General features: G+C 73.2%; 20 protein-coding genes. 17 read left to right on the top strand and 3 right to left on the bottom strand.

Features of this window, described 5'->3' with window-relative positions:
* Positions 1–47: 47 nt before the first annotated feature.
* The 8 genes from FJ657_RS04035 (at position 48) to FJ657_RS04070 (ending at position 15878) form a co-directional block, all read left to right on the top strand.
* The gene (locus FJ657_RS04035) at positions 48–1178 is read left to right on the top strand and encodes a serine/threonine-protein kinase (RefSeq protein ID WP_141162350.1); all 1131 of its coding nucleotides are present in this window, start codon (positions 48–50) and stop codon (positions 1176–1178) included.
* On the top strand, positions 1175–7276 hold the full coding sequence (locus tag FJ657_RS04040) for an Ig-like domain-containing protein (protein WP_141162351.1): 6102 nt from the start codon (positions 1175–1177) through the stop codon (positions 7274–7276). Before FJ657_RS04035 ends, FJ657_RS04040 begins: the two co-directional genes overlap by 4 nt.
* Positions 7277–7367: 91 nt before the next feature.
* Positions 7368–8333, top strand: a complete 966-nt coding sequence (locus tag FJ657_RS04045) for an AAA family ATPase (RefSeq protein WP_141162352.1) — start codon at positions 7368–7370, stop codon at positions 8331–8333.
* A gap of 4 nt (positions 8334–8337) precedes the next feature.
* Positions 8338–9864, top strand: a complete 1527-nt coding sequence (locus tag FJ657_RS04050; RefSeq protein WP_141162353.1) for a DUF58 domain-containing protein — start codon at positions 8338–8340, stop codon at positions 9862–9864.
* Complete coding sequence (locus tag FJ657_RS17475; protein ID WP_141162354.1) at positions 9861–12512, top strand: transglutaminase-like domain-containing protein; 2652 nt, start codon at positions 9861–9863, stop codon at positions 12510–12512. The genes FJ657_RS04050 and FJ657_RS17475 overlap by 4 nt, the downstream gene beginning before the upstream one ends.
* Positions 12509–14305: an FHA domain-containing protein gene (locus tag FJ657_RS04060; RefSeq protein ID WP_141162355.1), complete on the top strand. Its 1797-nt coding sequence runs from the start codon at positions 12509–12511 to the stop codon at positions 14303–14305. Before FJ657_RS17475 ends, FJ657_RS04060 begins: the two co-directional genes overlap by 4 nt.
* A complete protein-coding gene (locus tag FJ657_RS04065; protein WP_255447127.1) occupies positions 14302–15105 on the top strand; it encodes a PP2C family protein-serine/threonine phosphatase in 804 nt (267 codons plus the stop codon). Before FJ657_RS04060 ends, FJ657_RS04065 begins: the two co-directional genes overlap by 4 nt.
* A 14-nt stretch (positions 15106–15119) precedes the next feature.
* On the top strand, positions 15120–15878 hold the full coding sequence (locus FJ657_RS04070) for a hypothetical protein (protein ID WP_141162356.1): 759 nt from the start codon (positions 15120–15122) through the stop codon (positions 15876–15878).
* 22 nt (positions 15879–15900) lie between these two features.
* On the opposite strand, the gene FJ657_RS04075 is transcribed toward FJ657_RS04070, so the two are convergent.
* Genes FJ657_RS04075 through eccD form a run of 3 tightly spaced genes read right to left on the bottom strand, consistent with a single transcriptional unit; the run spans position 15901 to position 20085 of the window.
* Entirely contained in the window at positions 15901–17337 is a 1437-nt protein-coding gene (locus tag FJ657_RS04075) for a S8 family serine peptidase (protein WP_141162357.1), read from the bottom strand.
* 2 nt (positions 17338–17339) lie between these two features.
* Positions 17340–18728: a type VII secretion protein EccB gene (gene eccB / locus FJ657_RS04080; RefSeq protein WP_141162358.1), complete on the bottom strand. Its 1389-nt coding sequence runs from the start codon at positions 18726–18728 to the stop codon at positions 17340–17342.
* 1 nt (position 18729) lies between these two features.
* Entirely contained in the window at positions 18730–20085 is a 1356-nt protein-coding gene (gene eccD / locus FJ657_RS04085) for a type VII secretion integral membrane protein EccD (protein WP_255447128.1), read from the bottom strand.
* 115 nt (positions 20086–20200) lie between these two features.
* On the opposite strand from eccD, the gene FJ657_RS04090 reads away from it, so the two are divergent.
* From FJ657_RS04090 to FJ657_RS04130, 9 genes are all read left to right on the top strand, one after another.
* Positions 20201–20995, top strand: coding sequence for a S8 family serine peptidase (locus FJ657_RS04090; protein ID WP_141162360.1), 795 nt, complete (start codon positions 20201–20203; stop codon positions 20993–20995).
* Positions 20996–21000: 5 nt separating this feature from the next.
* Entirely contained in the window at positions 21001–21291 is a 291-nt protein-coding gene (locus FJ657_RS04095) for an EGFR-like transmembrane domain-containing protein (RefSeq protein WP_141162361.1), read from the top strand.
* A gap of 136 nt (positions 21292–21427) precedes the next feature.
* Positions 21428–21742: a WXG100 family type VII secretion target gene (locus tag FJ657_RS04100; protein ID WP_141162362.1), complete on the top strand. Its 315-nt coding sequence runs from the start codon at positions 21428–21430 to the stop codon at positions 21740–21742.
* Between the two features lie 35 nt (positions 21743–21777).
* On the top strand, positions 21778–22068 hold the full coding sequence (locus tag FJ657_RS04105; RefSeq protein ID WP_255447129.1) for a WXG100 family type VII secretion target: 291 nt from the start codon (positions 21778–21780) through the stop codon (positions 22066–22068).
* Positions 22069–22165: 97 nt separating this feature from the next.
* Positions 22166–22591: a hypothetical protein gene (locus tag FJ657_RS04110; RefSeq protein WP_141162363.1), complete on the top strand. Its 426-nt coding sequence runs from the start codon at positions 22166–22168 to the stop codon at positions 22589–22591.
* 103 nt (positions 22592–22694) lie between these two features.
* Positions 22695–23966: a S8 family serine peptidase gene (locus tag FJ657_RS04115; RefSeq protein ID WP_181408859.1), complete on the top strand. Its 1272-nt coding sequence runs from the start codon at positions 22695–22697 to the stop codon at positions 23964–23966.
* Entirely contained in the window at positions 23963–25300 is a 1338-nt protein-coding gene (locus FJ657_RS17480) for a hypothetical protein (RefSeq protein WP_141162365.1), read from the top strand. The genes FJ657_RS04115 and FJ657_RS17480 overlap by 4 nt, the downstream gene beginning before the upstream one ends.
* Positions 25300–25617 carry a WXG100 family type VII secretion target gene (locus tag FJ657_RS04125; protein ID WP_141162366.1) on the top strand — a complete coding sequence of 106 codons (318 nt, stop codon included), beginning with the start codon at positions 25300–25302 and terminating at the stop codon, positions 25615–25617. Before FJ657_RS17480 ends, FJ657_RS04125 begins: the two co-directional genes overlap by 1 nt.
* On the top strand, positions 25617–25928 hold the full coding sequence (locus FJ657_RS04130; RefSeq protein WP_141162367.1) for a WXG100 family type VII secretion target: 312 nt from the start codon (positions 25617–25619) through the stop codon (positions 25926–25928). The genes FJ657_RS04125 and FJ657_RS04130 overlap by 1 nt, the downstream gene beginning before the upstream one ends.
* Positions 25929–25979: the final 51 nt, after the last annotated feature.

Here is a 25979-nt window from a genome sequence, read left to right on the forward strand (position 1 = left end):
GGGCGTGCGTCCGCACCCGATGCGAGCCGACCGGAGCAGGAGGACCCGTGGCACGACGCGCGATCGCGGCGCCCCCGATGCTGCCCGGCTTCAGCGTGGTGCGCCCCCTCGGCTCGGGCGGGTTCGCCGACGTCTTCCTCTACGAGCAGGATCTGCCGCGGCGCGTCGTCGCGGTCAAGGTGCTCAGCGCCGACGCGGTCACGCCGGCGCTGCTGCGGGCCTTCAACGCCGAGGCCGACATCCTCGCCCGACTGAGCACGCATCCCTCGATCGTCACGATCCACCTCGCGAGCATCGCCGCGGACGGCCGCCCCTACTTCGTCATGGAGTACTGCCCCGACACCCTCGGCGCCCGCGCGAAGCGATCGACGCTGCCGGTGAACGACGTGCTGGATGCGGGGGTGCGCATCGGCGGCGCCCTCGAGAGCGCGCACCGCGCCGGCCTGCTGCACCGCGACATCAAGCCCTCGAACCTGCTGGTGTCGAGCCTCGGCTCGCCCGTGCTGGCCGACTTCGGCATCGCCGCCGCGCTGTCGGTCTCCGGTGACACGGCACACGCGATGTCGGTGCCGTGGTCGGCGCCCGAGGTGCTGCAGGAGCAGACCACCGGAACCGTGCCGAGCGAGGTGTGGAGCCTCGCCGCGACGGTCTACACGCTGCTCGCCGGCCGCAGCCCCTTCGAGAGCGAGCGACGCGAGCTCAACTCGCGCGACCAGATCACCCAGCGGGTGATCGCCGCGAAGTACGTGCCGACCGGTCGGGCGGATGTGCCGGCGCGACTCGAACAGGCCCTCGCGACGGCGATGTCGAAGAACCCCGAGCGGCGCTACCCGACCGCGCACGCTCTCGCCGAGGAGCTGCGCTGGGTGCAGTACGAGCTCGGCGTTCCGCCGACCACGCTCGAGGTCGCCGCGACCGAGTGGGCGCGCGCCGGCGGCACGATCGACCTGGCCGACGACCGCCACCGCGGCGAGGTCGTGACCGTCGTCAACCCCGACTCGCGCAGCGCCGCCCGGGAGCGCGCGCGGATGGCGGCCGCCGAGGTCGACCGCGACGGGCTCGTGATCCGCGATCGGCGGCGCAGCCGCACCATCCTCCCCGCTCTCCTCGGCGCCGGCATCGCGGTCGTGGTGCTCGTCGGGGCGGCCGTGATCCTGCGGACGGTGGGATTCCTGTGAGCCTCGGCACCGCATCCCCTCGACGTCGTCGCACTCGCGGCATCGTCATCGCCGCCGTGTCGAGCGTCGCGGCGGCGGCCGTCGTCGCGACGTCGATCGTGGTCGCGCAGGGCTACGACGCCCAGCACGTCGATCCGCTCGAGACCGGGGTGTGGGTCTACCGGGATGCCGGCCAGTACGCCCGCGTCGACACCGACCTGAAGCAGATCGACACGGTGCGCGACGCCGAGGATCCGCGCGGCGTCGTGCAGAGCGGCGCGTCGACGGTCGTGCTGACGGATGCGCTGCGCAAGCGCTGGACGATCGACCCGAGCGATCCGCCGGCGCTGGTGTCGGCGGCGAGCGGCGGGGCCGGCGCGGCCGCCGCGAACAGCGGCGACGGCGGCAGCGGGACGGATGCGGCGGCCGGCGCCGACAGCGGATCGGACTCCGGATCCGGATCGGCCACCGGCTCGAGCTCGGGCGGCGACGCCGCCGCCCAGGGCGAGAGCACTCCTCCGGGAACCCGCCAGGTCGTGTCGTCGGGGCCGTGGAGCGCCTACCTCACCGAATCGGGCAAGGTCTTCATCGCCCGCGTCGACGCCGCCGGCTCCGGTGGGGAGCCGACGCAGATCGACCCCCTCGTCGCGACGGCCAAGACCGGCACCGCGGCCTACGTCGCGAGCGCGCTCACGATCGCCGACGACGGCAGCGTCGTCGTCTACTCGGCCGCCGAGGGCGCGGTGCGGCGCTACGACGCGAGCAGCGCATCCTGGTCGGATCCGCAGAAGCTCGCCTCGGCGCCCGGCGCCGACGCCGAGCTGCTGCTCACGGCCGCCGGCGGGCACTGGGCTCTCGCCGCCCCGGCGAGCGACCGGGTCTGGATCGACGGCGCCCGCGCCCCGGTGTCGGTGACGTTCGGGTCGGATGCGGTGGCCGGCCAGGCGAGCTCGGCCGGCGACCGGGCCTACTTCGCCGACGGCGACGGGATCGTCGAGGTCGCGACCGCCGACGGCACCGCGCGTCGGGTCGGCGACGGCGGAGGCACCCCGGCGGCGCCGGCGGTCGTCGACGGCGTGGTCTACGGCGCCTGGATCAGCCAGAGCGGCGGGCACATCTGGTCGTCCGACGGCGTGGATCGCCGGCTCTCGGTGCCCGCCGGCGCCCTCGCCCAGACCCGCACGATCGTGCCGCTCATCGCCAGCAACGGCCGCCGCGCGGTGCTCGCCGAGACCAGCACCGGACTGCTGTGGACGATCCCCGACGGCACGGTCATCCCGCTCTCGCAGTGGACGGTCGACCGCGATCGCACCACCCAGCAGGCCGGCACGGTCGAGGTGCCCGACGTCGCCGAGGAGGAGCCGCCGGTCGCCGAGCCCGACAGCTTCGGCGTGCGCGCCGGCACCCAGGTTCTGCTGCCGGTGCTGCTCAACGACCACGACCCGAACAAGCGCGACGTGCTGACCGTCGATCCGGCTTCCGTCAGCGGTCTCGCCGACCCCGGCTTCGGCACCCTGTCGCTCGCGGCCCAGAACCAGCAGCTGGTCGTGGATGTCAAGGCCGGCTCGGGCAGCACCACCTTCACCTACGCGGCCAGCGACGGCCAGCAGAGCTCGCCGCCGACGACGGTGACGCTGCGGATCGTGCCCGACGACCAGAACGCGCCGCCCCAGTGGTGCGGCGTCGACGGCTGCCTGCAGCCGTGGCCGAGCGTGTCGATCGAGCCGGGCGCCACCACCACGGTCCCGGTGCTCGACGGCTGGGTCGACCCCGACGGCGACGCGATGATGCTCAGCGCGGCGAGCCCCGACGACCCCGACAGCGCGCTCACGGTCGTGCCGACCGGCGACGGCCGCGTCGCCATCCGCCACCGCGACCCCAACGCCGCGCCCGGAACCGAGACCGTCACGATCAGCGTGACCGATGCGCAGGGCGCCACGTCGACCCGACAGCTGACGGTCGTCGTGGCCGGCGGCAGCGCGCTCGCCGCCGGGTCGTTCGCGGCCGTGGGCCGGGTCGGCGACCCGCTCACGATCGACGTCGCCCAGCACGTGCGCGGCGGATCCGGCTCCTACCGTCTCGTGGATGCGGTCGTCGCCGACGCCCAGCAGGACGGCATCACGGTCGTTCCCAACGCGGCCGCCGGCACGGTCGCGGTCACCGCATCCCGCGCGGGGCAGTTCGCCCTGACCTACACGGTGCAGGATGCGAGCACCGACGCCGAGCAGACGGCGCAGCTGCGCTTCTCGGCCGTCGAGGGCGCCGGCTCGATCGGCGTGCCGCCGCTGACCGCGTTCGTGCGACCGCAGCAGGACACGACCCTCGACCTGCTCGCCGCGGTGCAGAACACCACCGGGCGGGTGCTGTCGATCTCGTCGGCGACGACCACCGATCCGAACCTCGCCGTCAGCGTGATCGGCGGTGCGCAGCTGCGCGTCAGCGGCTCCACCGACGACGGCCAGCCGGGGCGGGTCGGCACCGCCACGGTGACCGTGACCGACGGCGTCGGCACGACCGCGACCGGGCAGGTCGCCGTGTTCCTCACCGGGGCGACCACGGGCGTGGCCCCGATCGCCCTGCCCGACGCGGTGACCGTGCGCGCCGGGTCGGTGGTCGACATCCCCGTCACCGAGAACGACATCGCCCCGCGCGGTGAGCAGCTCGAGCTGAGCACGCAGGTGCAGGGGTCTGGCGCGAAGGACGAGCTCGTCTTCGCGTCGGGTCAGACCCTGCGCTACCTCGCGCCGGCGAAGGCCGGCAGCTACACCGTGCGCTACTCGGTGTCGCTCGCGGGCGACCCGAAGCGCACCGCCACCGCGCCCGTCGCGATCACCGTCGTCGCCGCGGGCACGAACCACGACCCCGAGCCGCGCGCGCTGAGCGCCCGCACCCTCGCCGGGCAGACCGTCGACATCCCCGTTCCGACGACCGGCGCCGACCCCGACGGGGATGCGACCGTGCTCACCCAGGTCGAGCAGCCGAAGGCGGGGCAGGGCGCCGCATCCATCTCGGCCGACGGCCAGACGATCCGGTACACGGCTCCCGGCGGAGGGGTCGCCGACGGCCAGGTCGCGTTCCGCTACACGCTCGGCGACGGGCACGGCGGCAGCGGGTCGGCGACCGTGAACGTGGCGGTGCCCGAAGGCCGGCTCAGCGATGTCGCCCCCATCACCTACTCCGACGCCGTGCGCGCCGTGCGCGGGGCTGCGACCGCATTGACCGTGCTGCCCCTCGGCAACGACAGCGACCCCGCCGGCGGCGCGCTCGAGCTGATCTCGCTCGCCCCCGACGCGCCGAAGACGAGCACCGGCGGCGAGTACGACCGCCTGCAGGCGCTCATCGACGACGGCACCGACCTGAGCAAGGGCATCGTGAAGCTCACGGCCGGCGACGTGGAGGGCGTGCACTCGTACATCTACACGGCCCGGTCGAAGCTCACCTCGAGCACGACCGAGGGGCTGATCGTCGTCACCGTCGCGCCGAGCGCGACCGCGGTGCCGCCGACGATCACCGACACGGTCGTCACGATCGCCGACCGCAGCACGCTCGCGACCGGCATCGACGTCGTCACCGGCAAGACGGAGTGGTCGAGCGGCGAGCTCGACAAGCTCAAGCTGACCGTCTGGGGCGAGGCCGCGAAGAAGTACACGGTCGACGGGTGGCGCATCTCGGGGCCCGACGCCGCCGCGGGCGCGGTCGTGCCGTTCCAGCTGGCGGGCACGGATGCCACCGGCGCCGACGTGATCGGCTACGGCCTGCTGCGCATCCCCGCCTTCGACGACATGCGCCTGCAGCTCAAACCCGATGTGACGCCGATCAAGCTCGGCGAGGAGGCGACCGCGACGGCCCGACTCGTCGACCTGATCGACCTGGGATCGGGTGACCGCCTCGAGCAGAAGGGCGGCGATTACGCGGCGCAGCGGGCCAACGCCACCTGCAAGTCCGCCGGCTCGGGCGACGTCAGCTATGCCGCCGGACGCGAAGCCCCCTGGACCGACAGCTGCACGGTGCTCGTGCGCGTCGCCGGGCAGCAGAACTGGACGGCCGTGCCCGTGCCGGTCGCGATCACCTCGAAGGCGCCCCGCGCCATCCTCGATCCGCTCAGCCGCACCGTCGCGCCGGGCGCGACCCAGACGATCGACCTCTACAAGGAGATCACCCGCTGGGAGGGCGGCCGCGTCGGCGACCAGAGCAAGCTCGACTACCGGGTGTCGTACAGCGGATCGGGCTTCGAGACCGCGCTCTCGGGCCGCACGCTGACCGTCACGGCGAAGGCCGGCGCCCACTCCGGCTCACGCGACAGCGTGCAGGTCTCGGTCACCGGCTTCGGCGGTCTCACCTCGGCGATCACGCTCGTCGTCGGCATCGCGCCGGCGGATGCGCCGCGCCCGGTCACGTTCACGCGCAGCTGCTCGGTCAGCCAGGGCGCGAGCTGCACGATCCCCGTCGTCGGCATCTCGGGCGAGTACGACCCCTTCGCAGGCAAGTCGGGTTCGGGTCTCAAGCTCGTCGGCATCGGCCAGACGACGTGCGAGCCGGCGACGATCAGCACGAACGGCACGAGCGGCATCACGGCGACCTGGCCGCGCACGGCGAAGCCGGCCGGCGGCAGCTGCATCGTGCCCTACACGGTGGCGGATGCGCAGGGTCGCATGGGCGGCGCGAACCTCACGATCGACGTGCAGGGCTACCCGGCCGCGCCGTCGTCGCTCATCACCTCCGAGTACAACGGCACCTCGACGACCCTGCTCGTCGACCTCGGCGAGGCCGCCACCGCGCATCCCGGCGTCACCGGCATCGCGATCTACGAGGGCGGCGTGCGGGTGGATGCGGCGTGCCGCCCCGGATCGGCCGGCACCTGGGTGTGCGTGATCAGCGGGCTGCAGAACGGCCAGCGTCACCGCTACACCGCCCGCGCGGTCAACGGGGTGGGCGAGTCGGTCGACACCAGCTCGGTCGAGAGCTGGGCCTACCAGTCGCCGACCGTGACGAGCGCGAAGGCGCAGACCGTCTTCGTGCAGGGCCGCACCGACACGAACACGGGATTCGCGAATCTCGACGTGACCGCGAGCGGCGACACGGAGTCGTTCCGGGTGCGCATCGACAACGGCAACGAGACCATCGAGCGAGCGGTCGGCGGCGGATTCAGCAAGCAGCTGCAGCTGAACCCCGGCAACCATCAGATCTCGATCACGCCGCTCAGCCGGTTCCAGCCCCCGAACGGCGGGGACAGCTCGGGGCAGTCGAGCAACGTGCCGGTCACGATCGCGGGCGCGCCGCGGCGTGACAGCGGCGGGCGGCTCCGGGCGCTCAGCAACACCTCGGCGGTGTTCGAGGGGGCGAACTTCAACCCGAACTACAGCCCGAACGGCGTCAGCGTGATCTACGCGATCTGGCGTGCGGGTGGCGCCGAGCCGGCGTGCACGATGACCAGCAACGACGGGAACGGCAAGCCGCAGATGGACGGCGGGCAGGACAGCGCGACCTTCACCGGGCTCGAGGAGAGCAAGCGCTACACCGCCAAGGCGTGCGCGTCGAACGGATTCGGGGTGGTGTCGAGTTCGGACACCGCGTTGGTGTGGACGCTGTCGCCGACCCCCGACGCCGTCAGCTACACCGTCGTCACCAGCCCCGCCTACAGCTCGTCCGGCGCGTACCAGAACCAGGCCGTCTACGGTCCCGGGACGATGCCGGTCGTCGCCGACAAGTCGCCGCAGTACCAGACCTACTACCGCTACGCCGGCAACAGCTTCGACCGCAGCACCTTCGAGCTGAGCTACGACAGCGCCCCGCGCAACCCGGCCGTGCGCTACTGCGTCGACGCGAACGAAGGATGCTCGGCCGAGACGCCCATCACGGCGGCGACCGCGCCCACCGTCGCCCGCGTCTCGGTGCCGACCGACTGCGTCGCGACGCCGCAGAACCGCGACGTCTCGAGCACGGCGGCGCTCGGCAGCAACTTCACGGTCGCGACCTCGGTCGACATCCCGAACAACGTGATCACCTACTCGATCACCTTCACCGGCGCGTGGTCCTCGCTGCAGCCGGCGACGCTCACCCGATGCCTGCTGCCGACGACGCCCACGAACCCGCCCACCGACCCCGGAACCGGCGGCTGAGCCCGCCCGAGACCGGCACCCGATCCGCTCGACCGCACCACGACCACGCCCGCTGCACCGCACCCGCCGCACGCCGAACGACAGGAACACCATGACCATCACTCCCGAGCAGACCGCCTGGTTCGCGGAGTCGTTCGGCCAGCTCGCCGAGAACGTCGAGCAGGCCGTGCTCGGCAAGCGCCACGTCGTCGAGCTCGTGCTCGCGACGATCCTCAGCGAGGGGCACGTGCTGCTCGAGGATGTTCCGGGAACCGGCAAGACGGCCCTGGCTCGCGCGCTCGCCCAGACGATCCGCGGAACCTCGACGCGCATCCAGTTCACCCCCGACCTGCTGCCGGGCGACGTCACCGGCATCACCGTCTACGACCAGAAGCGCGGCGAGTTCGAGTTCCACGCCGGGCCGGTGTTCGCGAACGTGGTGCTCGCCGACGAGATCAACCGCGCCTCGCCGAAGACGCAGTCGTCGCTGCTCGAGGTCATGGAGGAGGGGCAGGTGACGGTGGATGGCGTGACCCGTCAGGTGGGCGTCCCCTTCGTCGTGCTCGCCACCCAGAACCCGGTCGAGCAGGCGGGCACCTACCGGCTCCCCGAGGCGCAGCTCGACCGCTTCATGATCAAGACCTCGATCGGCTACCCCGACGACGCGTCGACCCTGCGCATCCTGCAGAACGCGCAGTCGCCGCGCCGCGACGTGACGGGCATCATCGACACGGCCACGCTCGCGACCATGATCGAGCTCGTCGGCGGCGCCTACGCGAGCCCGCTCGTGCACGACTACGTCATGCGCCTGGTCGGCGCGACACGGCGTGCGCGCGAGGTGCGCCTCGGGTCGAGCGTGCGCGGGGCGCTCGCGCTCGCCCGCATGGCCGCGACCTGGGCCGTCGCGCACGGCCGCTCGTACGTCACCCCCGACGACGTGCGCGACCTGGCGCTGCCGGTGCTCTCGCACCGTCTCGTGCTCGAGCCCGACGCCGAGTTCGACGGCGTCACGGCGGATGCCGTCATCAGCCAGATCCTGCTCGACGTGCCGGCGCCCGCCGAGAACGGCGCCGCCTGATCCCATGGCCCGCCCCGACCGCAGCCCCGCCCCGCGCGGAGGAGCCTCACCCGAACCGCGTCGCGGTCGCGGGCGCGGCGGCGTGAGCGGCGTGAGCGGCGCCGGGCGAGCGGGCGGCGCGGCGCGGCGCGGCGTGCGCGGGTCGGATGCGTCGGATGCCGCCGACGGAGGGCTCGCCCCCAGCGTCGAGCGCACCTACTCGGTCACCAGCACCGCGACCCGCTCGTCGACCGTCACGCGTGTCACGAGCACCCGCCTCGGCCGGGTCGACCGCGGCCGTCGCACCGCACGCCGGCTGGTCCGCGCGGTCGCCGGGCGCACCCGGCAGACGCTGCGCTGGCTCGGTGAGACCGTCACACCGGCGGGCTGGCTGCTCGCCGTCACGGTCGTGCTCGGCGCGGCCGCCGGACTCGCCTTCGGCTGGACGCTCGGCTGGATCGCCGCCGCCGCGGCCGCCGTGCTGCTGCTGCTCTGCGTGCCCTTCCTGCTCGCCGGCCACGAGTACCGCGCCCGGCTGGTGCTCGCGCGCGACCGCGTCGTCGCCGGAACCGCCGTCGACGCCGATCTGCGCGTGGCCAACGTGGGCCGCCGTCTCGCGCTGCCCGGCGTCGTCGACGTGCCGATCGGGCAGGGCCTCGTCGAAGCCCAGGTGCCGCTGCTCATGCCGGGCGCCCACCACGACGACCGGCTCACGATCTCGGCCCGCCGTCGCGGGGTCGTCGACGTCGGACCGCTCTCGGTGACCCGCGGCGACCCGATCGGCATCCTGCGCCGCACCGTGCAGTGGCCCGAGGTGCAGACGCTGCATGTGCACCCGGTGACCGCGGCGATCCCGTCGACGAGCGCGGGCGTCATCCGCGACCTCGAGGGCATGCCGACAACCGACATCGTCTCGGCCGACCTGAACTTCCACGCGATCCGCGAGTACCTGCCCGGCGACTCGCGCCGCAACGTGCACTGGAAGTCGACCGCGAAGACCGGCCGGCTCATGGTCAAGCAGTACGAAGAGACCCGTAACGCCCGCATGGCGGTCGTGATCGGCGTGGATGCGCACCGCGAGTACGCCGGCGAGGACGAGTTCGAGCTCGCCATCAGCGTCGCCGCGTCGCTCGGGCTGCAGGCCCTGCGCGACGGCCGCGACCTCATCGTGACCACGAGCGCCGACGACTACGGTGCGACCCGCGGGTCGTCGGTCGCGCTGCGTCAGCTCTCCACCCGTTCGCCGCAGACGCTGCTCGACGGCTTCGCCGAGGTCGAAGGCGGCGAGACCACGAGCGCCCTCGAGGACGTCGCCCGACTGACCGCGCAGCGGCACGACCTGCTCTCGATCGTCTTCATCGTGACCGGGTCGCAGCTCACCCTCGACGAGCTGCGCGCGGTCGCGCATCCCTTCGACGACAGCCAGCCGGTCGTCGTGCGCTGCGAGGAGAACGCGCAGCCGGCGCTGCGCCGGGCCGGGCGGATGCGCGTCATCACGGTCGGCGCGCTCGGCGACCTCGGCCAGATGATCGCCCGCGGGGCGCTCGCATGAGCGGCGTGGGCGGTCAGGGTGTCGGACCCGGCGTCGGGCGGCCCGGCGCCGGCGGACCCGGCCCGATCCAGCCGCCGCCCGGATTCGGCGCGCCGTCGGGTCAGGTCGGCCCGGTTCCCGCGCCCGGTCCGAAGCCGGGGCCGCGCAAGCAGCCCCGCGGTCCCCGCCGCAACCGCCGCCGCGCCGAGTCACGCGCCGGCCTGCTGCAGCGCGCCGTCGCCGTCGCCTTCGTGCTGCTCGGCCTCGCGGTCGCGACGGCGCTCGCCTGGCCGATCTTCCAGACGCCGCGCCTCATCCTCGTCGCCGCCGTCGCCGGGGTGGTCGGCGCGGCCATCCCCCTCGTCGCCGGATGGCGCCGCTGGCCCGCGCTCGCCGGAATCTGCCTCGTCGCCCTCGCCTTCGTCGCGCTCGTCGTGCCGCTCGCGGTGCCCTCGGGTCTCGCCTCGCCGTCGGCGCTGCTCAACGGACTCCGCGACGGCATCGCCGGCATCGTGCTCGGCTGGAAGCAGCTGCTCACCCTCGAGCTGCCGCTGGGCGACTACCAGGCGGTGCTCGTGCCGTTCCTGCTCGTCGCGCTCGTCGGCACCGCCCTCGCGACCGCGCTGGCGACCGCGCCGGGCTCCCGGGCGATCGCGGCGGCGCCGGTCGTGCTGCTCATGTCGGTCTTCGGCATCGCGTTCGGCCCCACCTCGGGCGGCACGGGCATCGAGCTGCTCGGCACCCGGATCGGCGCGGTGCGCGAGATGGCGCTCGGCCTGGTCGCGCTCGCGCTGGCGCTGACCTGGCTCGTCGTGCGCGCCCGCCTCATCCGCCGGGCCGCGCTCGCCCGGGCCCGTGTCGACGCCGGCATCACGACCCGAGGGCGCTCGCCGATCGGCGCGCTCGTGCGGCGGCGGATGCTCGTCGTCGGCCTGCTCGGCGTCGCCCTCGTCGCCGGACTCGCCGTCACCCCCGCGCTCGCCGGAGTGACGCCGCGCTCGACGCTGCGCACCGGGGCCGAGCCGCAGTTGATCCTGCGCGCGCAGAGCACCCCGCTGTCGCAGTACCGCGGGGCGTTCACGGCCGACGCGTACTCCGAGCCGCTGTTCTCGGTGCGCGGGCTCGGGTCAGGTGGTGCCGGCAACGGCGCCGACGGCGCTGGAGGGACCGCGGGCGACCGCATCCGCCTCGCCGTGCTCGACTCGTGGACGGGCGCCGAGTTCCGCGTCGGCGACGACGAGCGCTTCACCCGCCTGCCCGGCGGGACCCCCGCAACCGGCTCGCGCCCCGTGACGATCACGATCGAGAAGGGCCTGGACGGGGTGTGGATGCCGCTGCCCGACGGCGTGCAGTCGGCGCCCGCCTTCGCGGGATCGCGGTCGACCGCCCTCGCCGACGGCTTCTACCTCGACCGCGACAGCGGAGCCGGCATCCAGATCGCGCCCTCGACCGCGGGCCGCGGAGTGCGCGACGGCGACAGCTACACCGTGCAGGTCGCGCCGAGCCGCGACGTCGAGCTCGGAGCCCCCGGTCGCTCGAGCCTGCTCGACACGGCCGCCTACCCGCAGCTGAACGCCTGGCTGAAAGCGCAGAAGCAGCCGCGCACCGCCGACGGCTACCGTGAGCTCGTCGAGCGCCTGCGCGAACGCGGATACCTGACGCACTCGCTCGACGACGACGCGGCGGCGAAGTCGTGGATCGCGGCGCTCTCGAAGCAGACCAGCTACAGCTTCCAGCCCGCCTACGCCGGCCACTCGGCCGCTCGCGTCGAGACCCTGTTCAAGCAGCTCGTCGACCAGCAGGACAGCGTCGGCGAGACCGCCGACCCCGAGCTGCTCGTCGCGGCGCTCGGCGACGACGAGCAGTTCGCGACCGCCGCCGCGCTGCTCGGTCGGGCGCTCGGCTACGAGTCGCGCGTCGTCGTCGGCGTGCGGATGAGCGGCCTGAAGGGCAGCGGCGTCGGCACCTGCGACGGCACCTGCACCGGCAGCGATCTCGCCGCCTGGGTCGAGGTGCGCTCGCCCGGCGCCGCCGACTGGACCGTCATCGACGCCGAGCCGCAGTTCGAGAAGCTGCCCACGATCGTCACCACCGGCCGCCAGCTGCCGAAGAACGCGACCGTGCCCGAGCAGCCGAAGGTCGACACCGTGCGCCCGCCGACCGACCAGCACGACGAGAGCCGCAGCGGTCAGCGACCGGCCGATGACGGCGGGGGACTGCTCGGCGCGCTGCTGCCCTTCCTCAAGCCGATCGGGCTCGGCGCCGCGGCCCTGCTGCTGCTCGCCCTGCCCGCCCTCGTGCTGCTCGTCGCGAAGCGCCTGCGCCGCCGTGCCCGCCGGGGCGCCGCGGTGCCCGAGGTCGCCGTCGTCGGCGCCTGGGCCGAGCTGGTCGACACCTGGATCGACGGGGGAGTGGATGCCGGGCCCGGCACCCGCCGCGACCAGGCGGGCCGGCTCGGCTCGCCCCACGCATCCCGTCTCGCCGTGCTCGCCGATCACGCGGTGTTCGCCGAGCATCCCCCGACCCGGCAGTCGGTCGCCGAGGCCTGGCGTCTGGTCGACGCCGAGCTGGCGCGGCGCACCGAGAGCCTCCGCTGGCGACACCGGCTGCGCGCCGCGGTGACGCCGGTGTCGTTCCTGCGCGCACTGAACGGCAGGATGGGCGCATGAGCTCCTCAGACGCGACCGGCATCGGCGTCATCGGCATCGTCGTCAGCCTGATCAGCGTGCTGATCTCGGTCGGCGTGTACGTCTGGCTCGGCCTCATGCTCTCGAAGCTGTTCCCGCACTTCGGCTCGGAGGCGTGGCGCGGGTGGGTTCCGGTGCTCAACGTGGCCGAGATCCTGCACATCGGCGGCTACAGCCGACTGCTCGTCCTGCTCTCGTTCGTGCCGGGCGGCAACATCGTCGTCGTGATCTTCACGGCGCTGTCGGCGCACAAGATCGACCAGCGCCTCGGCAAGCCGACCTGGTACGTGGTGCTCGCGCTCGTGCTCATGCCGCTGTGGGCCATGCTGCTGCTGCGCGGACTCGGCGGGCAGTCGGGCAGCGTCGCGGCGGGCGCCGGACAGCAGGCGTGGGCGGGACCGGGCTACGGTTCGGGCGCCGGTGTCGGCGGCGCCGCGGCTCCCGGCTCGGCGTCCGCGTCGGGCGGCTCGGTCGCGATCCCCGTGCCGATGACCGGCGCGGGGTCCGCCCCCGCGCCCGGATACGCGGGACACGATGCGTATGCGGGGTACGGGGCGCAGCCCGCGGGCGCTCCCGGCGCCGAATCGGCTCCCGGGTCGGCACCTGCTCCCGCCGCCTACGGCGACCCCTCCGGCTATGGCGCGTACGGGCAGCAGCCCGCGTACGGTCAGCCGTCCGTCCCTGGCCAGCAGTCCGGCTACGGCCAGTCCTCCGTCGGCGATGCGGTGGATGCGGCGCTCGCGGCGGCAGCGGGGCACCCGGGCCAGCCGGGCGCGGTGTCGGCACCGGACTGGGGCCAGGCGACGACGGCTTCCGCGCCGGCAGCGCCGGCTCCGCTGATCGAGTCGCCCGGGTTCTCGGTCACGTCGTCGTCGGGTGCCGCGCCGTCGAGCGCCGCGCCGGTGGACGGCTCCATCGCGGCTCCCGCCGCCGACGGCGCCGGGAACTACGTCATCACTCCGCCGCCCGGCCTGGTGCCGCCGGCCGCGTCCGCAGCGCAGCAGCCGGTCGCCGACGAGCCGTCGTGGGCGACCCCTCCCCAGGCTCCCGTCGCGGGACCGCACGCGCCCGTCGCCGACCCGCAGCAGCCCGAGCCCGCATCTGCTGAGCCGGCGCCCGTCGCTGACCCGGGCCCGAGCCCGTGGTCGCGTCCGCCGGTCGTCACGGTCGACCCGCAGGCCGCGGTCGGCGGCGTCGGCTCGGCCGCGGGCATCGTCGCTCCGCCGGCGGCGGGCGCCGCGGTGGCATCGGGCGTCGATCCGCTCGGCCTCGGCCCCGTCCCCGGAGCCCCCGGCTCGGCCGCCGCTCCCGGCGTCGCCGATGAGGACGACGACGACTTCGGCGCGACGATCGTCGTCGACCCGAGCGCGACCGTGCGCTGGGAGCTCTCCCTGGACGACGGCCCGACCTACCAGCTCATCGGCGGCACGGTCGTGCTCGGCCGCAAGCCCGCCGGAACCGACCCGAGCGTGCACTACCTCGCGGTGCGCGATGCGACCCGCACCCTGTCGAAGGTGCACGCGCGCCTCGACCGCGAAGGCGACACCTGGCGCATCCGCGACCTCGGCTCGACCAACGGCGTCCGCGTCATCGAGGCCGACGGCAGCGAGCATCCGGTGCCCGCCGGCGACGGCGTGCTGCTCGCCGGCCGGCGCTTCGTGCTCGGCCGCGTCGCGATGCACCTCGACCGCCTCGGCGGCGGCTCCGCGGCGGCCGAGGCGGCCGAGGCGGCGAGCCGTGTCGAATCCGAGTGGGACACCGAGGACCGCTCGTGAGCGCCCGCCTCGACCTCGTCGACCTCATGGTCTCGGGCCTCACCGACGTCGGGCTGAAGCGCACCGCCAACGAGGACGCGGCACTCGCCGAGCGCCCGGTCTACCTGGTCGCCGACGGGATGGGCGGCTACGAGGCCGGCGACCGGGCGAGCGCGGCGGTCGTCGCGGCGTTCCGCATCGAGCTGTGCGGGCGCGGCGACGTGGACCCGGCCGGGGTGCGGCGGGCGCTGACCCGCGCCGAGAACGACGTCGCCGAGATCGCCACCACCACGAGCCGCGGCACCGGCAGCACCGTCACCGGCGTCGTGCTGCTCGAGCACGAGGGCGAGCCGCACTGGCTCATCGTCAACGTCGGCGACTCGCGCGTGTACCGGCTCTTCGGCTCCGAGCTCGAGCAGCTCACGGTCGACCACTCCCTGGCGCAGGCCCTCGTCGACTCCGGATCGCTGACCGCCGACGGCCGCCGCGACTTCGCGCACCGCAACGTGATCACCCGGGCCATCGGCGCCCCTGATTCGCGCGCCGACACCTGGCTCATGCCCGTCACGACGGGGGAGCGCCTGCTGATCTGCTCGGATGGGCTGCACGGCGAGCTCGAGGACGAGCAGATCCGCGCGATGCTGACGATGGCGGGACGTCCCGAGTCGGCGGCGGCGGCGCTGGTGGATGCGGCGAAGCGCGCCGGCGGCCGCGACAACATCACCGTGCTCGTCGTGGATGTGCGCGCGGGCGGCGCCGCCAGCACCGCCGACCGCACCGACTCGATCGAGCTCTCCGCGAGCGCGACGATCCCGATCTGAGCGACGGCGACCCGATGACCAGCGACGACGAGCGTCCGCGCACGGCGACCGGATCCCTCGACCTGTCGAGCCTGATGGGCGATGCCGACGAGGGAGCGGCCGGATCGGCCGGACCGCAGGGCGTAGATGACGCCGACGAGCGCACGATCGCGATCGGGGCACTCGACGAGGCCGACGAACGCACGCTGCTGGTGGGCGGAACCGTTGTCGGCGACGAGACGATCGTCGTGGATGCGGAGGAGACGATCGTCGCCGACCGCGGCTGGGGTGCGCCGGCTGTCGGCAGCACGCCCGGCGGCGCCGGGGTTCCCGGAGTCGGCGTCGCATCGCCCGACGCGCGCGGGGGCGCCCTCGCCGACCGAGCAGGCGGCTCGGGCGGCCTGGCCGCAGCATCCAGCGCAGCCGCAGCGGGAGCCGCCGCAGCCCCCGCCGCTTTCGCCGACCCGGGTCAGCTCGGCCCGCGTCGCGCCCGGCGCACGGCGGCGCAGCTCGCCCGCGTCGAGCTGCCCAGCGGACTCGTCGAGGCTCCCTCCGCCGCGGGCGCCGGGGTCGGCGCCCGCGACGCCTACGTGCCGCGCCCGGTGCCGACGCCGCCGATCGTGCCCGAGCTGCCTCCCGGAATCGAGGCGACGCGCGCCGTCGCCCCGTCGATGCCCTCCGTGGCACGCTCGGCTCGGCGCGCCGGCCGCCTCGCGCTGATCCTCGCGGCTGCCGCCGTGGTCGTGACGATCGGCGGCCTCATCCTCATCGTCGCGGCCTTCCTCGCCCCCTGACCCGCCGGCATCCGCCCCGCGCTCAGACCCCGAACTCGTCGGGCGACTCCTCCGCGCGGCGTCGACGGCGGTAGTAGCCGAGCACGCCCACGACGCCGAGCACCGCCGCCGCCGCGACCGCGCCGACGATCGAGATGGTCGTCGCGAGCGTGCTCGCCGGGTCGCTGTGGGCGAGCGCCAGGTCGCGCTGATCATCGGCGGGCGGGGATGCGGTGCCGCCGCCGAAAGCGCTCTCGGGTCCGCGCAGGGCGCCGCCGACCGCGAGCGTCATGGCGTCGTAGGGCTGCACGACGCCCCATCCGATCGCGTCGTCGCGGCGGTCGGGGTCGGGCCGCACGGCGGTCGCCTCGAGCCGGTACTTCCACTGCGCCGGCGTCTCCTGCGGATGCGCGGCGGCGACGAGCGCGGCCGCGGCCGACACGTAGGCGGTCGAGAAGCTCGTGTGCGCCGCATCGCTCGAGTAGACGCAGTCGATGCCGTTGCTGGCCGAGGTGACGATGTTCTGCCCGGGCGCCGCGATCGAGACGTGCGGGCCGTTGACGCTGTTGCCGTCGGCCGCGCCCGCCGCGTCGACGGCGCCGCTGCCGAGCGCGCCCGGGTCTCCGGCCGGGTAGCGCGCCGCGCCGGACGCCTTCTCCTCGACCGACTGGCTGTTGTCGGCGTTGCCCGAACTCGCGACCACGAGGCTGCCGCGCGCGGTCGCGTAGGCCACCGCATCCCGCAGCTCGGGGGCGTCGGAGGCGCTGCTCAATGACACGTTGATGACCTGGGCGTTCGCGTCGGCGGCCACGCGGATGCCTTCGGCGATGCGCGGGATCGTCGGGCCGTAGCCGGCCTTGCGCGCATCCTGCTCGGTCGTCGAGAACACCCGCACCGAGAGGATGCGGGCCTCGGGCGCGAGCCCCTGCACACCGGAGCCGTCGATCGTGCGGGCGGCGATCTGGCCGGCGATCGCGGTGCCGTGCCCGTCGAGGTCGGCGTAGCCGTTCTGCCCTGCGCCGTCGCCGACCAGGTCGACACCGCCGGCGAGCACGCCGGCGAGGTGCGGATTACGGGCGTCGACACCCGAGTCGACGACGGCGACGACGACGCCCGTGCCGCGGCTCACGCCCCAGGCGAGTTCCGACTGCAGCTGGGCGAGCGCGGGAGGGGTCTGCGCGATGCGGGTACCGCCGTTGGCGGTGCAGTCGCTCGATCCCGAGTCGGCGTCGACGCTGACCCGGGCGCCGCTCGTCCCGATCGCGGTCGCGCCGGATCCCGCCGTGTCCGCGACGCCTCCGCTTCCCCCGGCCCCGCCGAGCAGCGCTAGCGCGAGCCCGGCGCCGAGCAGCCCCGCGCCCGCTCGTGCCGCGCGAGGTCGAGCTTCACCGGACCGGGTCCCGCCGGGTCGCTGAGCCCGCGGGGCCCGGCGGATCCGGCCGACCCCGTGGATGTGCGCGGCGCGCGCGGTGCCGAGCACGGTCAGCCGTCCGAGTCGGAGGCGTTCGACGAGGCGCCGGCGGAGGGCGTCGAACCCGGCTCGGCCGGACCGCCGCCCGGCTCCGCTCCGGCCGCGGCGGTGCTCAGCGCGGGCCCGGTCTTGAACAGGCGGATCCAGCTCTGGTCGGCGCGGCCGACCTGCTCGAGCGTGTAGCCGAGCCGCGCCACCGTGTCCTCGTCGGCGCCGGGCAGGGCGTAGGCGGTGCCGGTCGCGTCGATGATCGTGAGCAGCGGCGATCCCTGCGCGCCGCGGCCGCCGGCCAGCACGATCGCGCCGCGCCCGGCCGACACGGTGAGTGCGGCATCCGCGTCCTCGGTCGTCGCGGTGGTCGCGAGCACGGTGCGGGCGAGCCCGCGGGCGTCGTGCTGCAGCAGCGCGCACGGACGCGTGTCGCTCGACAGCGCAGCGAAGGTCGAGCTCGGCCAGTCAGCGCCGCCGACCGGTGCGGTGGCGTTGCGGATGTTCGCCACATCCGCCGAGGCGACCTCGAGCACGCGGTCGCCGCCGCGTCCGCTGCCGAGCTGGTAGAGCTGCCAGGCGAGCGGGCTCAGCACGCCGAAGGTGCCGTCTTCGAGCATGAGGAAGCGCTTGCTGACCGGCTGGCCGGTGATGTGCACGACGTCGCCCACGCTGAGCGAGGTGCCGGCGACGGGGGTGCCCGCGTCGGTCGTGACGATCGCCTCGAGGTCGGCGCCCTCGGTGAACAGGTCGAGCCAGGCGGGGTCGACGGCGACCGGCGCGAAGGAGTCGATGCCGGCGGCCCGCAGCACCGCATCCGTCTGCTCGGGGTCGACCTTGAAGCGGGTGTCGTCGGCGACGACGTAGATCTGACCGCCCGACGAGACGACGACCGCATCCTTCGTGGCGCTCGCGGTCGAGCCGCCGATCCGCACCCGGTTGCCGCCGTCGTCGGCCACGCAGGCCGTCCATCCGTCGTTGATGAGCCGGTTCGCGGCGGGCAGCGTGTCGGGGGCGCCGACGATGCCGACGGGGGCGCCGAGCTTCACGCCGGCGAGCCGCGCCTGGGTCGTGGTGATGACCTTGAAGTCGGTGCTCGGGATGAGCAGCCGCGCCGACACCGAGTTGATCACCGGGTGCAGCACGTTCTTCGAGCTGACGTAGCGGGCGCCCGTGTCCTTGGCGATGATGAGCCGGTTGTTGCCCCAGTCGTTGGGCAGGCCCGGCTGCATCACGCCGTAGAACACGCCGGCGAGGATGACGGCGACGGTCAGCGCGATCGCGACGATGACGGCGCGCAGCGGCTTCGACGGCTCGAGCTCGCGTCCCCCGGGGGCGCCGGAGATGAACGCGGTGAGCAGGCGGCGGCGCGAGAAGTTCTGCGCCTCGATCAGATCGCTCTTGGTGGCCACGTCACGCCCAGGCGATTCCGGCGGCGATGACGCCGAGCGGCAGCAGGAGTCCGATCACGAGCACCTCGGCCGTGTCGGCGAGGCGGGTGAGGCGCATCCGCGCGCGCGGCGCGAGCAGCGTGAGGAAGATCACGATCACGGTGACCGTCAGCAGCGCGACGAGCAGCACGAGCCGCAGGTCGGGCTGGGCGAGACTCGTGGTGACGCCGGTGATCGCGATGCCGGCGGTGCCGAGGGCCATGAGCACGACGACCTCGGCGCGGGCGAAGCTCTGGCGCGCGGGCATCATGATGCCGATGAAGCCGAGCGCGCAGAGCGCGGCGCCGGCCGGGCTGGCGCCGGCGACGATCGGGGCGCCGACGAGCGCGGCGAGCCCGAGCGCGAGGCGCAGCGCGACGAGCACGCGGTGGCCGGCGGCGGCGCGGGCGCGCACCTGCTCGGTATCGATCGGGTCGGGGTCGTCGAAGATCTCCTGGTCGCTCTGCGGTGAGATCACCCGGATGCGCGTCGACGTCATCGCGAGCCAGGGCAGCGCGTTCGCGAGGGTGATCACGACCGCGACCATCAGGGCGTAGGCGCTCTGCTGGCTGCCGGGCATGAGCCCGGCGATGCCGCCCGTGATGCCGATGGCGCCGCCGAGCACGAGCGGCACGAGCAGGATCGCGCGGGATGCGGGGTTCAGCAGCAGCGCGATGCCGCCGGCGACGACGGCGCCGGCTCCGGCGGCGGCGAGCGGCCAGCCGTACAGTCCGTCGCCGGACGGAGTCAGCAGGTAGCCGGTGAGCGCGGCGAACGCGGCGGCGGCGAGCGCGAGGCCGCGCCCGGTCTCGGCCTGGCCGAGCCGCTCGATGACGGCGGCGGAGGCGAGCAGCAGCACGGTTCCGGCACCGGCGATGATCGCGCGCAGCAGCGCCGAGGGCCCGTCGCCGCCGCCGGCGAGCAGCAGCACGGCGCAGATGCCGAGCAGCGTGAGGCTCGCGGCGAGGGCGGTGCGGGCGTTGTCCTTGGGGGTCCACGGCCGGTTCTGCTCGCCGGTCGCGTCGATCACGGCCTCGACGATGTCGTCGTAGACGCGGGGCTCGGCCAGCTGCACGCCGCGCGCGAGCGTCAGCAGCTCGCCGTCGAGCACGCCCTGCTCGGCGGCGCCGCGGCTCGGGTCGAGGCGGGTGCCATCCGCCCGCTGCAGGGCGTAGCCGGTGTGCGTCATGGTCGCATCCAGCACGCCGAGGCCGCGCGCGAAGCCGGGCATCAGCTCGACGAGGGGCAGCTGGGCGGGCACGCCGACATCGAGCCGCCGACCCTCGCTCTGGATCGACACCCTCAGCAGTGCCCGTGACGTGCTCACGGTCGTACTCACGCGTGCTCCTGCCATCGTGCGCATCCGCGCAGCTGACGCATTCCCGGTCAGCCTAATCATCCTCAGAGAACGAAGGGCTCCCGGGTCAGGTTGTTCGTGAGTTTTTCCCGAGTGGATGCGCGGCTCGGCCGATCGACGGACCAGCTGCGCGCAGCGCGTCCGCTTCGCCTGCTCGGGGGTCGAGATCGGCGTCATCGACTCGGCGATCAACCCCGACCTCGCGGTCTTCCAGGGAGCCGACCTCACGGTGCACGAGCCGGCCTTCTGCGGTGGGCCGGCAGCGACGACGACCGCCACCACGGACTCGGTTCACGGGTCGGATGTGACCGCGCTTCTGGTCGGCAATGGAACCGGGCCGGGCGCCGTCCGCGGCGCGGCTCCTGGTGCTGCTGTGACCTTCTACGGAATCGATGCGGGCTCTGAGGCCGGCTCGAGCAGCTCCTGCAACACGGAGATCGGCGGGCGCACCTACTCGGCTATCGGCAGAGCGATCCGTCAGGCCGTCGCTGACGGCAACCGCGTGATCTCGATCTCGCTGGTGAGCTCGGCGCAGAACGACGGCGACATCCACGCCGTGACCCAGGCGCTCGCGCGCGGGATCGTGATCGTCGCGGGCGGCGAGAACTCGACGATCGAGACGACGAGCCCGTTCCCCCATCGGGCGAACGGCGTCGTGAGCGTTAACGCGATCAAGGAAGACGGATCCCTGCAGACGCAGGGCGGGGGCGGCGTCGCCGCGTTCCGGTCGACGACCGTCGTCGCAGGAGGATGGGGCTTCTCGTCGCAGGCGGCGGTCAAGCCCGCGATCGCGTGGGGCGACAACGCGGTGCGCATCGCCGGATCGTCGCTGGCGAGGATCACGAGCTGCTGCGGTCGGACGACGGCTACGGCTACGGAACCGCGTCGGTGACGCACATGCTCCGCGTCGACCCGACTCGGTACCCGGACGAGAATCCACTGATGGACGAACCCGATCACCTGGGTCAGCCGACGAAGGCGGATGTCGCGGCCGAAGTGAAGACGGACCATGAGGCTCAGGCCAGCCCAGAGTCGGGGCGCTCCGACGGTGCCGAGCAGCCAGGGACGACGTCGCCGATCCCGACAGAGCTCATCGCTCTCGGAGCAGTCGGCGGTCTCATCGTGATCGCCGGGGTGATCGTGCTGATCGTGCTGCTCTCCCGGCGGCGTCCCTCGACCAGGGGGTAGCCGGTGGGTGAATCCCCGGTTCCGAGGTCTTGTCGATAATGCGGTGAGCGCATAGCCTTGCGTCATCCGTGTTGCCAAGACCCCCCTTTCGGGGGCAGAGCAGCATGTCGACACCATCTCAGACAAGGGGAATGCTGTGGCAGATGTCATCGCGGCCGAAGAAGGCGCACTCAAGCGCGGAGCCCAGGCGGTCGGCACCGCCAAGGCCGGTATCGACCAGGAGGTGAAGAAGCTCCGTGGCGAGATCGAGCAGGTCTCCGGCTACTGGTCGGGCAGCGCCGCCGTCGCGTTCAACCAGCTCCTCACCCGCTGGGACAACGAGACCAGCAAGCTCAACAACGTGCTGATCACCCTCGAAGACGCCCTCGGCGGCACCGAGAAGGACCAGAACGCCACCGAAGAGTCGCACAAGCAGACCATCTCGGGCCTCGGCTCGCTGATGGGCGCCTGAGACACCGGCTGAGCCAGGAAAGGTAAGGGATCCCCATGGAAAGCATGTCCGTCAAGCCCGCCCAGGTCGTCGCCCTCTCGGGCCAGATCCGCGGTGGCGCCTCCGGCATCCAGTCGAAGCTCGACGACCTCGACAGCGAGGTCGGCAAGCTGCGCGGCTCGTGGAGCGGCTCCGCTCAGCAGGCCTACGACGAGGCCCAGCGCAAGTGGACCCAGTCGGTCAACGAGCTCAACAGCCTCCTGCAGCAGATCGCCGGCAAGACCGAGGAGATCGCGCAGCAGTACACCCAGAGCGACAACTCGTCGGCCGGCCGCTTCTCGGTCTGACCTGATTCGCCGCGCTGCGGGCCGTCGCCATCCGGCGGCGGCCCGTTCGCGCGGCATCATCGTCTCCATCCGCCCGCTCACACCGAAGGCTCCGCACATGGCCGCGTCCAACATCGCGCTCGACCTCGAGACCTTGCTCTACAACCTGCGCAAGCTGACGCTCTCGAGCCAAGGGATCTCGACCGGTCAGGACGTCATCGACACCATCAGCGGCAGCAACGGCGTGAAGGACGAGAAGCGGTTCCACTCCTGGCTCACCTCGGCAGTGCAGGCGGTGGCCACGACCACCGACACGCTGCGCGCCGATCTGACGGTGAACTCCGACGCCCTGCGCGAGGCGGCGAAGCAGCTACTCGAGCAGAATCGGATCTCGGCCGACGAGTCGAAGAAGTTCCTCGCCATGCTCGACGCCGCGGCAGCGCGGCCGTCCCCCGCTTCCGGTGAGGGCACAGCATCGAACGCTGACGGGACCGATGCGGACTCGACCGCCGACGACAAGGCCGACGCCGCTGGCGTCAGCTGACTGGCGGGCGCATCCAGTGAGATCGGAACGGGGGCTCGCGTCAGCCTGGCGCCGACCTGTCAGGGCGACGGCTGGGCGAGCGCGTCACCTCGGCAGGATCGGCGTGAGGCGTGCGATAGCAGTATCGGCCGCCGGTGCAGTGCTCGTGATCGGCGGCCCCGTACCGGCAGCATTCGCCGACGACGGCAACTGGTGGTTCGAGAAGTACAGCATCCCCGCGGCGCAGGCGTCGGGGATCACCGGCGCGGGCGTGAAGGTGGCCGTCATCGACAACGGGATCAATTCCGACCTGGCTGTCTTCCAGGGGACACATCTCGACGTGCACGAACCCGATGTCTGCGGAGCTCCCGCGGCATCGACTGAAGCGACCGCGTCGACGGTGCACGGCTCCGACGTGACCGCCCTGCTCATCGGCAACGGCACCGGACCCGGCTCGGTGCGCGGCATCGCCCCCGATGTCGATCTCGATTTCTACTCCGTCGGCCCTGCCGATTCGGGATGCCGGAAGAAGATCGACGGCCGGGACTACACCAATCTCGGCCTCGCCATCCGGCAGGCCGTCGCGGATGGGAATCGGATCATCTCGATCTCGCAGGGCTCGGTGAACCAGTACGACGGCGATGTCTACTCGATCACCCAGGCGCTGGCTCGCGGGGTGATCATCGTCGCAGCCAATCCGAACGTCGCCGGGCGCGCTTCGGGTGACTTCCCCGAACGCGCCAACGGCGTCGTCAGCGTGAACGCGTTCAAGCAGGACGGCTCGCTGCAGACTCAGGACGACGGCACCGAGGTCGCATTCGACTACACGACGGTGGTCGCAGCAGGGTGGAGCTTCTCGTCGCAGGCCGCGGTCACACCGACCCTGTCGTGGGGCGACAATTCGGTGCGCCTCGGCGGCAGCTCGCTCGCGACGCCCCTCGTCGCGGGGATGGTGGCGCTCGTCGCTCAGAAGTACCCGAAGGCGACAGGGAACCAGCTGCTTCAATCGCTCATCCGCAACACCGGCACCGACGACCATGAGCTGCGCCGGTCGTCGAACGGTTATGGCTACGGCGCCGCATCGGCGACGCGGATGCTGCGTGTCGATCCGACTCAGTACGCCGACGAGAACCCGCTGATGGACGAGCCGAACCATTCCGGCGTTCCCACCGAGGACGACGTCGCGCAGGAGAAGGCCTCGCTCGTCGGGGGCGGTGATGCGGGATCCGACAGTTCTCATTCCGCTGAACCGTCCAAGAGCGGAACTCTCACGCCGATCGGGATCGGCCTCGTCGTGGTGGGAGTGCTCGGCGGACTGGTGCTCGTCGCCGGTGTGGTCGTCGTGATCGTCGTGCTGTCGCGTCGCGGCAGCGCATCTGGAGGAGGAACGAGATGACGGGCGAATACGAGAAGCAGCTCATCGCGCTGGCGGACCGGAGCCGCGACTGGAGCGTGGCCGGAACGGCCGCACTCGCCAGTCAGCTCGAGGCGCTGATGCCCATCGTCGACACCCTCAGCGATCCCAGTCAGCACGGGCTGAAGGGAGAGTCGTCGACCGCGGCCACCGCGAGTCTTCTCCGCATCTACAAGACCGCGGAGAAGCTGCTCGACGACCTCGGCGTCGTCGACACGAACGTCGGCACGGCGAACGATGCGAGAAAGGCTGCAGAGAAGGCGCTCAGAGAGTTGCCGGATGGCGAGATGAGCTCGACCGTCACCGGCATCGTGCGCGGTGTCGAGATCGGGACTGCGATCCACTTCGGCCCCATCACCGTCATCGCCGGCGAGGCGGCGATCGGCGCGATCAACAGCTGGATGAGCAGTCAACGGGAAGCGGCTGCTCGCGCTGCGGTCGATGCGGCGAGCAGCACGATCGATCAGGCGACGGCGGATCAGGTGAACGGCCAGGAATGGCAGGATCCGCGCGACAGGGTGATCGACGACGGCACGACGGACGGGTCGACATCGTCCTCCACGAACACGCGCGGACCGAACGGCAGCACGACAGGTTCGTCGGCGAGCGGCAGCGGCGCGAAGCCGGCGTATCCCACCGCGACCGATGTCGGCAGCGCGAAGCCGGGCTCGCTCATCGATCACACCGTCGGCTCCGGCGACGGCTCGTGGACCGGCCCGACGACGCTGCAGCCCCCCGTGACGGCTGATGGCTCGCTCGGCGGCGGATCGACCACGATCGGCAGCGGGCTCGGCGGCGGGCTGGGCGGCGGTCTCGGCGGGGGTCTGGGCGGCGGGCTCGGCGGCGCTGCGCTCGGCGGCGGCCTCGGCGCCGCGGCGGCGCTCGGCGCGGGCAAGCTCGCGGGCCTCGGCGGTGCGGCGGCCGGTCGCCTCGCCGGTCTCGGCGGCGGCGGAGTCAGCGGCGTCATGGGCGGCGCCGGGGCCGGTGCCGGTGGTCGGGGCGTCGGCGGCGGACGCGGCGGCGCCGGCGCGACCGCCGACTCCGGGCGCGGGCTCATGGGCGGCAGCACCCGCGGCAGTGCGGGAGCGGCCGGTGGCGCAGCGGGTGCGGCCGGCGAGGGCCGCGGCGGCGCGACCAACAACATGATGGGCGGCGGCGGAGCCGGCGGCGGCGGATCGAACGGCAAGAAGTCCGGCCGCGGCATGGGCGGCCCGCTCGCCCCGAAGATCGATGAAGATGAGGATGCGACGCCGCGGTCGGCGTCCGCCGGCGCCGGGGGACGCGCGTCGGGTGACGATGAGGGAGCACTGAGCTGATGGCCGACAAGATCTCCGCCACCGAGGGGGCGCTGCGCGACGGAGCCGAGGCCGCCCGCCGCGCGCACGACGACGTCACCGCGACCGTGCGTCGCATCCAGGGCCACCTCGACACCCTGCAGGGCGCCTGGGTCGGCGACGCCGCCAAGTCGCACGACCAGCTCATGCAGCGGTGGAACGCCGACGTGCAGAAGCTGCAGAACACCCTCGCGCACTTCGAGGAGTCGCTGCGCGCCACCGAGCGCGACCAGGCGGCGACCGAGGAGTCGCACCAGCAGACCATCAAGGGGCTCGGCAGCCTCATGGGAGGACAGTGATGAGCGACATCGCCAACGGCAGCTTCTCGGTCACCCCCGAGACCCTGCGCGAGGTCGCGGCCTCGCTCGGTCAGGAGAGCCGTCACCTCGCCGGCGTGCTCGGCGACCTCGAACAGCGCGTGCGCGCGCTCGAGGCGAACTGGGATGGCGCGGCACGTCAGGCGTACACCGAGGCGCAGCGCAGCTGGTCGGTCTCGATCAACGACATGACGAGCATCCTCGGCCAGATCGGCCGGAGCACCGAGGCAATCGCCGCCGGATACGTCTCCAGCGACAAGTCGTCGGCGAAGCGCTTCACCGAGCAGGGATGACATCGCGACCGCCGGGTTCGCCCGCAGTCGTTCCGACGTGAATAATCATCA

This window comes from Schumannella soli, assembly GCF_006517435.1.
Lineage (GTDB): Bacteria > Actinomycetota > Actinomycetes > Actinomycetales > Microbacteriaceae > Schumannella > Schumannella soli.

Excerpts from the sequence above, each read along its gene's own strand:
- FJ657_RS17475 (WP_141162354.1), top strand. The coding sequence starts at position 9,861 with ATGAGCGGCGTGGGCGGTCAGGGTGTCGGACCCGGCGTCGGGCGGCCC.
- FJ657_RS17480 (WP_141162365.1), top strand. The coding sequence starts at position 23,963 with ATGACGGGCGAATACGAGAAGCAGCTCATCGCGCTGGCGGACCGGAGC.
- FJ657_RS04060 (WP_141162355.1), top strand. The coding sequence starts at position 12,509 with ATGAGCTCCTCAGACGCGACCGGCATCGGCGTCATCGGCATCGTCGTC.
- FJ657_RS04130 (WP_141162367.1), top strand. The coding sequence starts at position 25,617 with ATGAGCGACATCGCCAACGGCAGCTTCTCGGTCACCCCCGAGACCCTG.
- FJ657_RS04095 (WP_141162361.1), top strand. The coding sequence starts at position 21,001 with ATGCTCCGCGTCGACCCGACTCGGTACCCGGACGAGAATCCACTGATG.
- FJ657_RS04045 (WP_141162352.1), top strand. The coding sequence starts at position 7,368 with ATGACCATCACTCCCGAGCAGACCGCCTGGTTCGCGGAGTCGTTCGGC.
- FJ657_RS04110 (WP_141162363.1), top strand. The coding sequence starts at position 22,166 with ATGGCCGCGTCCAACATCGCGCTCGACCTCGAGACCTTGCTCTACAAC.
- FJ657_RS04050 (WP_141162353.1), top strand. The coding sequence starts at position 8,338 with ATGGCCCGCCCCGACCGCAGCCCCGCCCCGCGCGGAGGAGCCTCACCC.
- FJ657_RS04125 (WP_141162366.1), top strand. The coding sequence starts at position 25,300 with ATGGCCGACAAGATCTCCGCCACCGAGGGGGCGCTGCGCGACGGAGCC.
- FJ657_RS04105 (WP_255447129.1), top strand. The coding sequence starts at position 21,778 with ATGGAAAGCATGTCCGTCAAGCCCGCCCAGGTCGTCGCCCTCTCGGGC.
- FJ657_RS04070 (WP_141162356.1), top strand. The coding sequence starts at position 15,120 with ATGACCAGCGACGACGAGCGTCCGCGCACGGCGACCGGATCCCTCGAC.
- FJ657_RS04090 (WP_141162360.1), top strand. The coding sequence starts at position 20,201 with ATGCGCGGCTCGGCCGATCGACGGACCAGCTGCGCGCAGCGCGTCCGC.